The 14,716-nt window shown below is 31.1% G+C and carries 14 protein-coding genes and 1 tRNA gene; 1 reads left to right on the plus strand and 14 read right to left on the minus strand.

What is annotated here, in order from left to right; all coding sequences use genetic code 11:
- Positions 1-96 precede the first annotated feature (96 nt).
- The 5 genes from ISP02_RS07845 to bshC form a co-directional block, all read right to left on the minus strand.
- Positions 97-2,307, minus strand: coding sequence for a penicillin-binding protein (locus ISP02_RS07845; RefSeq protein WP_195721022.1), 2,211 nt, complete (start codon positions 2,305-2,307; stop codon positions 97-99).
- The gene (gene ftsL, locus ISP02_RS07850; RefSeq protein WP_195721023.1) at positions 2,288-2,686 is read right to left on the minus strand and encodes a cell division protein FtsL; all 399 of its coding nucleotides are present in this window, start codon (positions 2,684-2,686) and stop codon (positions 2,288-2,290) included. The genes ISP02_RS07845 and ftsL overlap by 20 nt, the downstream gene beginning before the upstream one ends.
- A 14-nt stretch (positions 2,687-2,700) precedes the next feature.
- Positions 2,701-3,636 carry a 16S rRNA (cytosine(1402)-N(4))-methyltransferase RsmH gene (gene rsmH, locus ISP02_RS07855; protein WP_195721024.1) on the minus strand — a complete coding sequence of 312 codons (936 nt, stop codon included), beginning with the start codon at positions 3,634-3,636 and terminating at the stop codon, positions 2,701-2,703.
- 14 nt (positions 3,637-3,650) lie between these two features.
- Complete coding sequence (gene mraZ / locus ISP02_RS07860) at positions 3,651-4,082, minus strand: division/cell wall cluster transcriptional repressor MraZ (RefSeq protein WP_048794145.1); 432 nt, start codon at positions 4,080-4,082, stop codon at positions 3,651-3,653.
- 148 nt (positions 4,083-4,230) lie between these two features.
- Positions 4,231-5,844: a bacillithiol biosynthesis cysteine-adding enzyme BshC gene (gene bshC / locus ISP02_RS07865; protein WP_195721025.1), complete on the minus strand. Its 1,614-nt coding sequence runs from the start codon at positions 5,842-5,844 to the stop codon at positions 4,231-4,233.
- A gap of 251 nt (positions 5,845-6,095) precedes the next feature.
- Between bshC and ISP02_RS07870 the strand changes: the two genes are divergently transcribed.
- Complete coding sequence (locus ISP02_RS07870; RefSeq protein WP_195721026.1) at positions 6,096-6,536, plus strand: N-acetyltransferase; 441 nt, start codon at positions 6,096-6,098, stop codon at positions 6,534-6,536.
- 35 nt (positions 6,537-6,571) lie between these two features.
- On the opposite strand, the gene ISP02_RS07875 is transcribed toward ISP02_RS07870, so the two are convergent.
- From ISP02_RS07875 to sdhB, 9 genes are all read right to left on the minus strand, one after another.
- Positions 6,572-7,255 carry a YjjG family noncanonical pyrimidine nucleotidase gene (locus ISP02_RS07875; protein WP_195721027.1) on the minus strand — a complete coding sequence of 228 codons (684 nt, stop codon included), beginning with the start codon at positions 7,253-7,255 and terminating at the stop codon, positions 6,572-6,574.
- Between the two features lie 1,421 nt (positions 7,256-8,676).
- Positions 8,677-9,117, minus strand: coding sequence for a GNAT family N-acetyltransferase (locus ISP02_RS07880; RefSeq protein ID WP_195721028.1), 441 nt, complete (start codon positions 9,115-9,117; stop codon positions 8,677-8,679).
- Between the two features lie 286 nt (positions 9,118-9,403).
- Positions 9,404-9,808, minus strand: coding sequence for a VOC family protein (locus ISP02_RS07885; RefSeq protein ID WP_195721029.1), 405 nt, complete (start codon positions 9,806-9,808; stop codon positions 9,404-9,406).
- Complete coding sequence (locus tag ISP02_RS07890; RefSeq protein ID WP_195721030.1) at positions 9,805-10,269, minus strand: MarR family winged helix-turn-helix transcriptional regulator; 465 nt, start codon at positions 10,267-10,269, stop codon at positions 9,805-9,807. The genes ISP02_RS07885 and ISP02_RS07890 overlap by 4 nt, the downstream gene beginning before the upstream one ends.
- Before the next feature lie 704 nt (positions 10,270-10,973).
- Positions 10,974-11,047 (minus strand) — tRNA-Arg (locus ISP02_RS07895).
- Positions 11,048-11,243: 196 nt separating this feature from the next.
- The gene (locus ISP02_RS07900; protein WP_195721031.1) at positions 11,244-11,753 is read right to left on the minus strand and encodes a YfcE family phosphodiesterase; all 510 of its coding nucleotides are present in this window, start codon (positions 11,751-11,753) and stop codon (positions 11,244-11,246) included.
- Complete coding sequence (locus tag ISP02_RS07905; protein WP_195721032.1) at positions 11,753-12,334, minus strand: XTP/dITP diphosphatase; 582 nt, start codon at positions 12,332-12,334, stop codon at positions 11,753-11,755. The genes ISP02_RS07900 and ISP02_RS07905 overlap by 1 nt, the downstream gene beginning before the upstream one ends.
- On the minus strand, positions 12,309-13,142 hold the full coding sequence (gene racE / locus ISP02_RS07910; protein WP_195721033.1) for a glutamate racemase: 834 nt from the start codon (positions 13,140-13,142) through the stop codon (positions 12,309-12,311). The genes ISP02_RS07905 and racE overlap by 26 nt, the downstream gene beginning before the upstream one ends.
- Positions 13,143-13,892: 750 nt before the next feature.
- Positions 13,893-14,714: a succinate dehydrogenase iron-sulfur subunit gene (sdhB, locus tag ISP02_RS07915; RefSeq protein WP_195721034.1), complete on the minus strand. Its 822-nt coding sequence runs from the start codon at positions 14,712-14,714 to the stop codon at positions 13,893-13,895.
- Between the last annotated feature and the right edge of the window lie 2 nt (positions 14,715-14,716).

Raw genomic sequence — 14,716 nt, forward strand, 5'->3', positions numbered from 1 at the left:
TGCATATGTATATTTAACGAGACTATGAGATGAAATATTGTTTTTTCTTGTTTACAACAATATTTCATCAGTTTATTGTCTCAGCTAACTTTATATTTAAGAGCTACCTGCTTGGGAATCTCCACTTATTTTATCTGCTGAAAATTCAACTTTAATTTTATCACTTTTGTTAATTTTTTGTCCTTCTGAAGTTGATTGATTTGAAACAAAACCACTGCCTTTAGTTGTAATTTTCACATTAGCTAGTCGTTCAAATGCTAGCACATCTTCCTTAGACCAGCCCTTCATATTAGGCATTGTTAAATCACCGTCTGAAAGTAATAAAACTTTTCTATTAGGTAATATTTTCTTATTTGCACTTACTGATTGTTTAGCAACCTTTTCACCACTACCAATTACTTCTGGATCTAGTGATTTTGCATTTAATGAATTCTCTGCCTCTTTTACAGATTTACCAGCAACATTAGGTACTTCACTATATTTAACGTCAGATGAATTTTTCGTGCTTTTATTGTCTACATTTAAATATTTAAGTGTGTTTTTCATGATTGGGTTAAATGCTTTACTAACACCCATTTCATAAGCTTCTTGATCATTCTTTTGCGCTAGACTCATGCCGGCATAAACAATTACTTTTGGATTTTTCTTTGGCGCATCACCGATAAAGCTAACGAAATAAGGATTCTCACCCTTAACATAACCACCACTTTTAGAATCGGCAACTTGGGCAGTACCAGTCTTCCCAGCAATGTCATAACCATCGATTCTATAGTTTTTAGCATGGCTATCTTCACTGTTTACCACTTTATCTAGTTGAACACGTACTTTTTTAGCTGTATTTTCGGTAATTGGTTTACCTGCATATTCTTTTTTACCTTTATAAAAAGTACTCTTATTCACAGGATTAGAAACACTGTTAACAAACCAAGGTTTAAGCATATTTCCTTTATTGAAGAAAGCAGATTGAGCTTGTAACATTTGAACTGGTGTTACAGTAGTAGATTGACCGAATGCAGAAGTTTTTTGTTGTGCTGCATTATCCCATGCAATTCCACCACTTGCCTCACTATCAAACATGCCGTTAGTAGATTTACCAAAACCAAATTTTTCGTACCATGACTTCATCTTATCCACGCCTACTAAATCTTGTAAGTGCATCATTAATGTGTTTGAAGAATAAGTAAACCCAAGTGACATCGGGATTTTACCCCAACCTACTTTGTTCCAGTCAGAAATTTTAGAACCCATGATGTTTCTGTGACCTGACATATATTTTTTGTTTGGATCAAATTTACCCTCTTGAATCGCTGCTGCCAGACCAAATGATTTGAATGTTGAACCTGGTTCATAAGTATTTTGGTATAAATCATTTGCCCACTTCTTACCGAAATCTTTTCCTGTTTCTGGATTAAATGTAGGTCTTTGACTTGAAGCCAATATTTCGCCTGTTTGAGCATCCATAACAACAGCAAAGGCATCTTTAGGTTTATAATGATCTACCATTGAATCTAATGCTTCTTCAACGAATACTTGAATATTAGAATCAATAGTTAAATGTACATCATCGCCACGTTTAGGCATTTTTTCACGTTTTGTATTTGGCGCTAGATAACCCCAAATATCATGAATATAAGATAAAGAGCCTTTCTGACCTGACAAGTAACTATCAAAAATCTTTTCAACACCCATAGCACCTTTTAGTTCACCTGAATCAGGATCTTTTTGTGCTATACCAAGTAAATGTGACGCAAAATTACCATTAGGATAGAAACGTTCAGTTTCCGGGTACAAATTTATCCCTGGTAACTTCATTTTTTCGATTTTTTGCTTATCTTTATATGTTAAGTCTGTACCCTTTTGTCCAAATTCAACTTGGAATACTTTCTTTTGATCCAACCGTTTTTCTATATCTGATTTGGACATATCAATGACCTCTGATAATTTCTTAGCTGTTTTCTTTTTATCAACAACGTGCTTAGGTTTGTCGCTATCTTTACTAGCTTTTTTATCAACAACCGCAACAACTTTATATCTTTCAACATCTTCGGCTAAAACTTTACCGTTACGGTCATATATTTTTCCTCGTTCAGGTTGTTGTTGCGAATTGACTAAATACTTTTCATTCGCTTTTAAAATCAAATCTTCTCCAGAGGAGTGTCCAGTTAACATGATGTATGAATATCTTAATATCAACGTAAAAAAGAGCAGTCCGAATCCAAGGATGAGTAGGACTGCCCCTATTTTATTTTGTTTTATTGGTATTTTTCGTATTTTTGGTTTTCTCAGTCTAATTTTTCGCTTCGCCATTATTACGCACTACCTTTACATTATCGTTCTTCAGGCTCATACCTTCGTCTTTAGCCTTGTCGTAAATGCGTTCGTAAGAAGAGTTCTTTTTAATTTCAGATTCTATCGAGCTATTTTCACTTGCTTGTTTTTCAATTTTTGTATCTAAATCTGCAATTTTTCCTCGAGTATCATACGCATCCATTTTTAAAGATAGCATATATATACTTATCAAAGCAATTATTGTTATAAGTCCTATGTATAACATTTTTTCAAACTTAGTTAATTGTACAACGACTTTTCTCTTTACAGACTTCGAACCTGGTTGGGTCGAAGGTTGAGATTCTGGTATTTGTTGTGTTGAACCGTTATAAGGCTCATAAATTTTTTCTACAGCCACTTACAAAGCACTCCTTATTTTAAAATTTCAGCGACACGTAACTTTGCACTACGAGCACGGTTATTTTCTTCAGTGTCTTCCGTAGACGAAATAATTGGTTTACGGTTAACACGTTTCAATTTCGGGGTGTATGCTTCGGGTATTACTGGTAGTCCCCTTGGTACTTCTGGCCCTTTTTCATATTCCTGGAACATTTGTTTGCACAAACGGTCTTCTAAAGAATGAAAAGTAATGACTGAAATCCTACCACCAATATTTACAAGCTCAATCGCTTGTTCTAATGAATCCTCAAAAGCAGCTAGTTCATCGTTTACTGCTATTCTTATTGCTTGGAACACTCTTTTTGCTGGGTGTCCACCTTTACGTCGAGCTTTAGCCGGTATCCCCTCTTTTATACTGTCTACAAGTTCTAACGTTGTTTCTATTTCTTTTTCACTGCGATTTTGTTCTATACGTCTAGCAATTTGTTTAGCAAATTTTTCTTCACCATATCGATGGAAAATTCTGACTAAATCTTCAAACGACCATTGATTTACTACTTCAAAAGCTGAAAGCTCTTGTGTTTGGTCCATACGCATATCTAATTTCGCATCATGATGATAACTAAATCCTCTTTCAGGAACATCTAACTGTGGACTAGATACTCCTAAGTCGTAATAAATACCATCTACTTTTTCAATATTTAAATCATTTAATATTTGTGGTAGTTCTCTAAAGTTGTTGTGAACAAAGATAACTTTATGTAAATGATCTTTTAAAACTATCCTGGCATTTTCTATAGCTGTCTTATCTTGGTCAATAGCAATCAATTTACCTTCGTCACTTAATTGATTTAATAAATAGAGCGCATGACCTGCTCCACCAAGCGTACAGTCGACATACACACCATCTTCTTTAATATTTAAATAATCAATGGTTTCTTTTAGCATTACGCTTATATGATGAAACAAATCAATTCCTCCATTTAAAAATCAAAATCTATTAAATCTTCAGCAATCTCTTCGAAACTATCTTCAGATTCTTCATAGAAACCGTTCCAAGTTTCTCTATCCCAAATCTCAATGCGATTTGAAACACCGATTACTGTACATTCTTTATCTAAGTTAGCGTACTGTCTCAAGTTTTGAGGTATGTTAATACGCCCTTGTTTATCTAGTTCTACTTCTACAGCGCCAGAGAAAAACATACGCATAAATTTACGTGCATCTTTCTTAGTCATAGGTAATGTTTTCATTTTCTCTTCGATAACTTGCCATTCTTCCAAAGTATAGCCAAATAAACACTTATCAAGGCCTCGGGTGATAATAAAACGTTCATTTAAGTCATAACGAAATTTAGACGGAACGATCATACGTCCCTTTGTATCTAATTGGTGTTCGTATTCTCCCATGAACATTTATTTTCACCTCACCTTCTCATATATATAATTTACCACATCTTACCACTATCCTCCACTAATTATACAATTTTCACTAAAAATTATTTAAAAAGACAAAAAAAAGTCCGATTCATCATTTGATGAACCGGACCTAAAGATTGATATATCAACATTTTATAACAATATGATCAAAAGTGTAAGAAAGTGGTGGATAGGTGGAGGGGCTGAACACATCTGTCCCAAATTCATTCATAATTTGTAACGGATTCCATATTCTTTCTTGCAAACCTTTCATTGGATGGAGAGCGTGATTTAATTCTCTAAAATGTTTCATACTAATTTCATTCTCTCTCTCAATATTTAATAAGTAACGATTTATTAAATAGTCATATTGTTGCATATGAATTTTATTATTTTTATCTAAAAGGAGTCTATTATCATTATTATCTTGTACTTCTGCTTTTAAAGTTTCGTATAATTGTATTTGTTGTTGTTTCAATTTTTCAATATTGTTAATGAAAGTATCCGATGCCCGTGCACGTATAAACTTATTTTTAGTCGCATTTGTGCCTTGTGAAATTATTTCTTCTATTGAAATAGCATATTTTGATGATAATTTCTCAATTCTATCATTAATATAGCTTATTCTTAGTCTAGGTATAACGATAGGCATCTCTATCTTTAAAGTTTGGAATACTTCATTTAATTCGGCCCAGTATTTTATTTCACTCGGCCCACCCACAAAGGCAACGGTATTAAACAACCATTCTTCCATTAATGGACGAGTAACGACATTGTTCGAAAATCTTTGCGGTGCCTCTTCTACAATAGACAACAATTCTTCTTTAGTATAGAAGGTATTTGTCTTATTCGTTTTAAATTTACCATCTTCATAAGTTAACAATTGTCTCATATTATTTTCTTCTATAAATAAGTGAACATTAGTATCAGTCTGAATCATTTGTTCATACCCTTGCGCTTTTAACTTTGCTTGTGCCGATCTAAATGAAGCATCAACGTCATTAAATCTATTAATCAACTCTTTTAAAAATGGTTGTTCTAAAGTTCTTAAATTGTTATCTTGCGCATCGATAAAGAGTACCCCATAATCTTTAAAAACTTCATGCAATAATGCTTTAAACATTGCCGTCCAACTGTCATAACGATCAATGATACTATGACTTAAGGTTAACAATTCTTTAGTATGCTTAGTTTCCGGTTGATGCTTGAAAAATTGATTTAAAGCATCCTTAAGCTGCAATTTGTTAGGATAGAAATTCGATACGCTATCTTCTGGAGGTTCTAAAGTATGGTATTTAACTTTATGTAATTGAGCTTCATGATTACTATACACAAATGTGTGGTTTACTTCATCAAAGTCATGGTCTTCACCAGCTATCCAAAAAACAGGTACGATGGGTGTTTGATAGTCGTTCGTTAACGATTGACTTAATGTTATGATAGAGAAAATTTTATGAAAAGTGTATAGAGGACCACCAAACAGACCAGCTTGTTGTCCACCTATAACCACCTTTGCTCCCTCTCTTAAATGTTCTATATTTTCAAGTTGTTGTGAAGTCAAAGTTAAATCACTCATATATTGGTGAATAACATTAGCAAGTTCCTGTTCTCTATCATTTGTTGACTGGTTCACTTTATATTTGTAATTATCATTGGCCATTGCATCAAATTGATAAAACTCATTTATCGTCTCATCACTATTAACAAGGCGTGTTATGAATTGATCTTCTTCATTTAATTTTGTCGTTATACAATCCATTTATAATTCTCCTTATGTCCTATATTCCTAATTAGTATAAAGTTTATACAGCACTTTGACAATTTAACGGCTTACATATAAAAATTTTTTTCGTTAATAGATTACTTACAACAATAGTAACTGTTTGTTTTAAATTATTTCTATAAATAATATATTGATAAAGACGATAATTATATACTATTTATTTTTGTGATAAATCATAATATTTAGGGTATAATAATAGTTACAAATATAAAGGGGGGAAAGATGCTATGACGAGTGTAAAGCGTCTTGATATAAACTATAAAACAGATGAATTATTCGAAGATTTTAGAAACTTCGGTAATAAAGACTTGTATATGGTAGATGAGCTTCGTGGCGAAATGATTGACGCAAGTTCTGAATCTCCATTTTACGGTATCTATGTTGGTGAAAGATTAGGTGCAAGGATGGCTCTTTATAGAAAAGGCGAAGTTGAAGAAGAACACTTCCCAGATTTTGATGACTACCTTATTATATGGAAATTAGAAGTCTTAAAAGATTTCCAAGATCGTGGCTATGGCACTGAATTGTTAAATTATGCTAAATCACAAGAGTTACCAATTAAGGTCATCGCCCGTAATCAATCAAAAGACTTTTTTATAAAACAGGGATTTAAAGATTTACAACTAAAAAATAATGAAGATTACGATATATTGATATGGGAACCTTAAAAGGATTGTGTTAGATTAATCTAACACAATCCTTTTTATATTGTTACTAATAGTTCCTCAAAACTACTTATAGTTATATCAGCTTCTATATTTGAATCATTAACTTGATTTCGAGGATTAAACCAACATGTCCTTATATTAGCATTTAAACCGCCTAATATATCCGAGCTCAAGGAATCACCAACTATCAAAGCATTTCTTCTTTTATTTTCACCAATTTTATCGAATACATAATCAAAAAACTCTGGCATCGGTTTTTGATAGCCAGTTTGTTCAGAAACAAACACACCATTAAATAATTCTTTAAATTGTGATTTATCAATCCTTCTTTGCTGTGTTTCTAAAACACCATTTGTAACTATATATAGATCAAATTTTTTACTTAAATCTTGTAATGTATTTAATGTATGCTCAAAATAAGTCAATGGCGCATTCGCTAACTCATCTCTAAAAATATAATCTGCCTTATAGCCATCTATATTTAGATTGTAACTTTCAAAAAAACATTTAAAGCGTTGAGTTAACACTTCATCTTTAGATAGTTTACCTTCTTGAAAGGCTTGCCAATGTTGCTTATTTACTTTTTTAAAATAATTGAAATCTTTAGCAGCAGCTTTAAAATTATAAAATTCTACCATTTTATAAAAAGCATATGTCTCTGCTGCTTCAAAATCAACCAGTGTATCATCAAAATCAAATAGGATTGTGCCCTCTTTCATTATATATCCCCCTACTAATAACTAGAACATGATTATTTTATATTATTTTTGTTAGTAAAAGATCTTATTACGCGAACAAACATTGATATTGTAGGTAATAACATCAATAATAATACAAAATAGGACAAATTAACAACACTATTCTCCCATGATACAGGAACTAAGATCCCACTTATCATTATGCACAAGCTTATTACTAAATTTAAAAATATGCATAGCAAAAACTCAGTTACACGGGCTGTTCCTTTATATTCAAATATTTGTCTCCAAAAGTTAATATAAAACATTCACTTTTTCTCCTTTTTTCTGTTAAATTATTTGTCTATCTAAATAAATTTTAAAGTTATAAATATATAAGTCTAGTTATCTTCTAAAACATGTAAAAATTTGGGAGTAAACAACAAAAAAGGCAACCATTTATGGTTGCCTTAACAGAATGGATATCCATTTAAATCAAATGTTATCATTTGATTACGCATCAATGTTTGAGCAAAACAATGATGCAAGAGAACTTATGTGTACAAATCCAAGGAAGATTTGTAACATACTCGTAATATAACATTAATTAAATGGAAATAAAACTCTTAACGCTATTTAGTAAATTAAATTATATATGATGCAGAACTCTTTTAAAATTACATGTATTTATACACCATTAAACTAGTAAGCAGTAAGTATTTATATAAATAAATATTGTCCCCTATTACGCTACTATTTCATATTTCTATTTTATTTATCTATATTATTCCACTTTAAAACACTGCCATACTCTAATTTATTTTCAGTCCTTTTCCAAACTTCTACACCTCTAAAACCTTCAAATCAATCAAAATCATCATCAACATGACTTGTTTTTTCATCTAACATAAAACTAACATTGAAAGACTTAGTTAAAAATATAGCTTGTACACTAAACATAAGCACCTCTTTTTATCGTATTATTAAATGCACTAGACATATTTTTTCAATACATAAATAGTTAATTATAAAAGTGGTTTTACAGTACTTAACCAAAAGTAACTAGATATAACAAAACCCTGTCAAATCAACGTTTGGCTTACGTCAACTTAACGAAAATTAATTAAATAGCGTCCTGGGAGACCATTTTGTTATATTCTAATAAACACTAAAACCCTTTAACTATGCTATTTACAAGCACTTTGTTCTCTAACAAAAATTAAAGAAATATAACTAAATTGACACGTAAAACAACCCGTCTATTTATAGGCGGTTTTAATTTTCGCACTCTATGAAAGAACATATATGAATTAATAATAACAATTCGCTTCATTCTATAATCTAATTTATTTTTCTCAAATAAATAATTCGTTTTCTTTTTCAGTTGTTCTAACTTTAATATATAAACTAGTATTTGTAATAAATTTAAAAGGCATATACAAATCAGAATTAGCATATTAAAATTAACTTTCTATATTTAATATCATCTCTATATGAGGTATTCCATCTTCCAAATACATTGCAGATGTTTGTTCAAATCCAAATGATTTATAAAATTCTTTTAAATGCTCTTGAGCCGATATATAAATTTTTTTCTTATTGTTACCTTCATGAATATAATCAATTGTTTCTTGTACTATTTTTCTACCGAAATTTTTCCCTCGATAATCTATAGAAACTAAGACCCTACCAAAACTAATTTTATTTTCATGCTCAATGATTCTTGTATAAGCAACTATTCTATCTTCATCTTTTAAAATTACATGTTTAGATTCAATATCAAATTCATCTATTTCCTGATAAGGGCAATTTTGTTCTACTACAAACACTTTCACTCTTTCTTGAAAGATTTTCGTTATTTCAATTGCTGATAATTCTTCCGTTTTTTTAATTACTAATTGCATATAAATTCTCCTCCTTAAAATAAAAAAAGGCATTATCTTTATTCCTCACATCTTAGATGAGCCCTAGTGGAATAAAGATAATGCCTTATGAACATTAATCCGGGGAAAAATGTTCAGCATAATTATTTCTTTTTTTTGATATTAACAAATTAATTAGTTTTTGTGAATAATATTACCATTCATTTAAATGTTTATTTTACATTCGCTAATTTTTCTACGGTTAAAATATCGACAGTAATAATATAAAACAACCCACCAATTCATTTAGGTGGGTCGTTTTATTTATCTATTTTCCATTTGGGAAATCATTAAAATATGGATGTACTAATGTTTTAGTTTTTTCATCTACTTGTGTATATACTTCTATTGTAAATTCTCCTGGAGCTTTAAAATAAAAAGTGTACGATCCATGCGCCAATGAGGGTTCCCAAACTTCAAATCCATCTTTTTTTAATCTTTCATATATTTTGTCTACGCTAGTTTCATCTTCTTGTGGAAAACCTATATGAAATGTTTCTGGATAAACAGCATGGTCATCTTGTATTAAATTGAATAATAAACCATCTTCATCATTTAAAGCCGCAAATTTATTACCTGCAGAACCAATACATACTAGGTCGAAATAATGCTCTAAAAAAGTTTTTGTAACACCGACATCTTTAACTGCTATATTTATATGATTTATTTTCATTTTTCTATCTCCTCACTATTTGAACCTATAATTTGATTCTCTATGACACTTGTTACTTCATTTAAAAACCTTTTAACAATTGCTAACTCTTTTTCATTATAATTCGCACTTAAATTCAACATATTCTTATTTAACTCTGAAAAGACATTTTGAACTTCTTTTTTCTCTTCATAACGTGGAACTATAATAACTTTTCTTCTATCTTTTGGATGTTTTTCTCTTATTAAATAACCCCTTTTTTCTAACCTGTCTATAAGTGAGGTCACACTCCCTGTACTTAATCCCACTTTCTGTGCTAACTCACCAGCCGTAATAGGCCCTGTTTCCCTTAATATATCTATAGTTGTAAAATCATGGCTATACACATTTAAAATTTCAGAAACATGTTGCTGATATAATACTATGCGTGTACCCAGCCCCCTCACAAGAGAGGCTATATCTTCCTCACAATTTTTTTCCATTATAAAACCCTCCTTTTAGCTTGATAATCAAAATACTTGGTTATCTAAATAAATTAACATTTTTATAGTTTATATACAATGATAATGAATAGAATATAAGCCCACCTTGTCTAGGTGGGCTTATATATTCGTCTAAATTAAAAAGCATTTAATGAACTAAAATAGATGTTAATATATTCTTTAAAAAGCGAGCATTTTAAAGAATAGTGTTTTTAAAGTAGCTAAGCATCCTCAGCAAAAAGCATTTTATCATGTTGTGAGATTAGTAGCTTTCGTACTATTAATATTTAAAATCTTAATAGCCTAATTATCTTTTGATTTAAACACTTAATCTATCAAATTTTCAGCATACGGGTAGATTTTCTTACACAAATATAAATAGGTATCAAGAAAATAACTTCTCATGCATTAAGACACATTGTTCATTTTTATTAGCTAAAGATATATCGTCTATTATATTTCAAAAAGATTGGGTTATAAAAATATTAAAGTCCATTCAGGAGAATATATTCACATTTACTTGAAGCGTGTTTTGCAGAAGAAAATAAAAAAGCAGTCGAAGTATTACAAGAAATATAATCTTGTTGTGGTTTGGGTGTAGTAAATGTAGTTTTACAGTACTTAACCAAAAGTAACTAGATATAACAAAATCCCGTCAGATCAACGTTTGGTTTACGTCAACTTAACGGGAATTAATCAAATAGCGTCCTGGGAGGGATTCGAACCCCCGACCGATGGCTTAGAAGGCCATTGCTCTATCCAGCTGAGCTACCAGGACATGACATTTTTGAACACAATAAATATTATATCTAAAGGAGTATTATAAAGCAATACTTTTAAGACCAAAAATAAAGATGATTTTTCACTAATATAGGTTATTTTCCACCTTTTGAGGTTTTTGAATATAATTATTATAAAAATTAATTAAATAGAAAGCATACTAACAAAATAATCAATATACTTTCTATCAAATTTTATATCTCAAAATCTTTAGAATCAATAATTTGGTGATTACGATTGCAGAAATTTAATGTAGCAGAAGCATTGTCATCGCTTATAATTAATTCTGCATATGTTTCTTCAATTTCACTTCTAGACTGAGAAATACTGCCTGGATTTATAACATGTACTCCATCTAACAATTCGTATTTAGCTACATGAGTATGTCCATAAAAAGCGAATTGGCATCCTTTTCTTTTGGCTGTATCAGCCAATCTTTCACGTGACTGATTTACTTGAAATAAGTGTCCATGCGTTACGTAAGCATTTATTCCATTTTCAGTAATCAATAAGTCGTTCGGAAATTCTTGGTAAAAATCAGTATTCCCTTTAACTTTATGATAATAACTAAGCTCAGTATCATCGTAAGTAAATTCAGAATCCCCTAAATGCAGTGCAACATCTACCTCTTCATAATGATTAAATACATCGAATAAAATACCTTTTTCAGTGTGATTATCACTTACAATAATCCATTTTGTCATTAGTTTTCACCTTCTAAATAACTTTGTAATTGTGCGATAGCTTTCTTTCTATGACTAATTTCATTTTTATCTTCAGCCGACATCTGAGCCAAAGTCTTATTTTTTTCTGAGACATAAAAAATAGGATCATAACCGAAACCTTCTTCTCCTATTTTATCCAAAGTAATTTCACCATTGAGTTCCCCTCTGAATTGTTTAGTTTCTCCTTCAGGTGTTGTCATGCTTATCACACAAACGAAGCGAGCGTCTCGATTCGTTTCATTGCCTAATTTGTCTAATACTTTTTCAATATTTGCATTATCATCTTTATCGTTACCTGCATATCTCGCAGAATACACACCTGGTTCGTTATTTAATGCTGTAACTTCTAATCCGCTATCATCAGCTATAACAGTTTTCTTTACCGCTTTAGCACCAGCTAATGATTTTAACTTAGCATTGGCTTCAAAAGTAGTACCAGTTTCATCAACATCAAAGTCTTCAACTAAATCACTAATCGGAATTATATTTAAGTCAGGGAATATAACTTTAAAGTCGTTTAATTTACCTTTATTATTAGACGCTATGACTATATCTTTCATTTGTAATCTGCTCCTCTACATTAATTTTTTCAACTTTTACGGTCATATTCAACCATTCTTTAATAATTCTTTCTATATGTTCCGTATCACCTGTAGCAAAAAATTTATGCTGTGGATTTTTTTTATAGCCAGCATGTTCATTACTAAATGTTAGCAACGCACTGACCTCTCTTGCTGTTTCTAAACCTGATGAAATAACTGTTTTCTTACCATCAAAATAGTCATGAATATATTTGTATAACAACGGATAATGTGTACATCCTAAAATCACGGTATCCGCTTTACTATTACGCCATTGTTTTAATGTTTGATGAATTACAATACTAGTAATCGTCGGATCTTTATAACGCATTTGTTCTACTAACGGCACAAATCCAGTACAGGCTATACCCGTCACTTCAACATTAGGATTAATGTTTTTTATATGATGGCGGTATGCTTCCGACTTTATAGTACCTTCTGTCCCTAGTACTAAAACATTTTGATTTTGTGTCGTCATAATAGCTGTTCTTGCTCCAGGCTCTATTACGCCGATCACCGGTATTGTTAAACGTTCTTGCAACGCTTCTAATGCAACAGCAGTCGCAGTATTACATGCAATAACTAACATTTTAATATCATATTGCATGAGCTTTTCTACAAGTTGTATCGTAAATTGTTTAACCTCTTCGCCAGACCTAGTACCATACGGACATCTTTTAATATCTCCTAAGTAATAAATTGTTTCATTAGGCAATTGACGTATGATTTCACTAGCAACGGTTAAACCACCTACTCCAGAATCTATAACTCCAATTGGTTTATCCATAAATGCCTTCATCCTCTTATTGTTAATAATTTTTATTGTAGCATAGAAATCGGTGAATATTCACTTATCCTCCATTGAAATTGCAAAGTTAAAAAAAGGACTTGAAATATAAATAAACTTCAATTTTTATTTGGTACTATAAAAAATCACACTTTCCCAGTTCTTTGAATTTTTATAAGTCATTAAACGGCTTTTATATTTAACCACATTTAAACGTATTAAAGTTCCCATTTAATTTGTTTTATTTCTTGTATCGACATTCGACTAAAATCTAAAATAGCTATTCATATATTAATATAAGTTGATATACGCTCGAATCTATGTACTTATGAAAACTCGTTAATTTAGTTTAATCGCTATTAAATTATATGAAAGTGTCTTTTTTTACATAATAAAGCTGATAATTATTTGAAAACTAAATCTTCGTATTGATTGTGACACGTTGCAAGTATAACAAGTATCTTTAAATCGCCCCCTCTATACTAAATTGACTTGATACAGTTTTAGCAGAAAATGTAAGATATGACTAAATTACGTTTGCTTCAAGAGAGCCTATCAAATTTATTTAACATTAATGGCAGGGGTTCTGAAGGAACAAGACAAGTTGAAGACTATATCCTGAAGCTACCTTCAAGAAAGGCGAACTACATAAATACTAGTGCCGATTATAAAAGCCCTTAAACGATTTCTGAATTGAAATCATTTAAGGGCTATTGGTTTGGGATTTATATTCTAGACTTGAAATAATTATTAATATACTTGATGGTCTGAACCAAAGAATGATTTAAACATATGGAATGATGTTTCTCTGTTTAATGCTGCAATTGAAGTAGTCAATGGAATACCTTTTGGACAAGCATTTACACAGTTTTGAGAATTACCACAAGCTTGTAATCCTCCACCGCCCATTAATGCATCTAATCTTTCGTCTTTAGTCATAGAACCAGTTGGATGCAAGTTAAATAATCTTACTTGAGAAATTGCTTGTGCACCTACGAAATCATTGTTTTGCGTAACGTTAGGACAAACTTCCAAACAAACACCACAAGTCATACATTTTGAAAGCTCGTATGCAGTTTGACGTTTTTTCTCAGGCATACGTGGCCCTGGTCCTAAATCATAAGTGCCATCAATAGGTACCCAAGCTTTCATACGTTTCAAATTATCGAACATTCTAGAGCGGTCAACTTGTAAGTCACGAATTACTGGGAAAGTACTCATTGGTTCTAAACGAATAGGTTGTTCTAAATAATCAACAATAGCTGAACATGATTGTCTTGCCTTACCATTAATTACCATTGAACAAGCACCACATACTTCTTCTAAACAGTTCATATCCCAAGTAATAGGTGTAGTTTTTTCGCCTTTACTGTTAACAGGGTTTCTTCTGATTTCCATTAAACATGCGATAACGTTTAAGTTCTCACGATATGGAATTTCAAATTCTTCTGTATATGGTTTTGATTTATCATCATTTTGACGTTTAATGATTAATTTAATCGTTTTTTGCTTATTGTCTTGACCTTCGCTTTGAACACCTTGTACATCATTAGCTTCTTTTGTTTCTGTCATGA

Source organism: Staphylococcus durrellii, assembly GCF_015594545.1.
In the GTDB taxonomy this organism is placed as follows: domain Bacteria; phylum Bacillota; class Bacilli; order Staphylococcales; family Staphylococcaceae; genus Staphylococcus; species Staphylococcus durrellii.

Bases quoted from the DNA above. Each gene is read 5' to 3' on its own strand.
- ISP02_RS07845 (WP_195721022.1), bottom strand. From the start codon at position 2,307: ATGGCGAAGCGAAAAATTAGACTGAGAAAACCAAAAATACGAAAAATA.
- bshC (WP_195721025.1), bottom strand. From the start codon at position 5,844: ATGGATTGTATAACGACAAAATTAAATGAAGAAGATCAATTCATAACA.
- ISP02_RS07890 (WP_195721030.1), bottom strand. From the start codon at position 10,269: ATGGAAAAAAATTGTGAGGAAGATATAGCCTCTCTTGTGAGGGGGCTG.
- ISP02_RS07880 (WP_195721028.1), bottom strand. From the start codon at position 9,117: ATGCAATTAGTAATTAAAAAAACGGAAGAATTATCAGCAATTGAAATA.
- ISP02_RS07875 (WP_195721027.1), bottom strand. From the start codon at position 7,255: ATGAAAGAGGGCACAATCCTATTTGATTTTGATGATACACTGGTTGAT.
- mraZ (WP_048794145.1), bottom strand. From the start codon at position 4,082: ATGTTCATGGGAGAATACGAACACCAATTAGATACAAAGGGACGTATG.
- sdhB (WP_195721034.1), bottom strand. From the start codon at position 14,714: ATGACAGAAACAAAAGAAGCTAATGATGTACAAGGTGTTCAAAGCGAA.
- racE (WP_195721033.1), bottom strand. From the start codon at position 13,142: ATGGATAAACCAATTGGAGTTATAGATTCTGGAGTAGGTGGTTTAACC.
- ISP02_RS07885 (WP_195721029.1), bottom strand. From the start codon at position 9,808: ATGAAAATAAATCATATAAATATAGCAGTTAAAGATGTCGGTGTTACA.
- ISP02_RS07905 (WP_195721032.1), bottom strand. From the start codon at position 12,334: ATGAAAGATATAGTCATAGCGTCTAATAATAAAGGTAAATTAAACGAC.
- ISP02_RS07870 (WP_195721026.1), top strand. From the start codon at position 6,096: ATGACGAGTGTAAAGCGTCTTGATATAAACTATAAAACAGATGAATTA.
- ISP02_RS07900 (WP_195721031.1), bottom strand. From the start codon at position 11,753: ATGACAAAATGGATTATTGTAAGTGATAATCACACTGAAAAAGGTATT.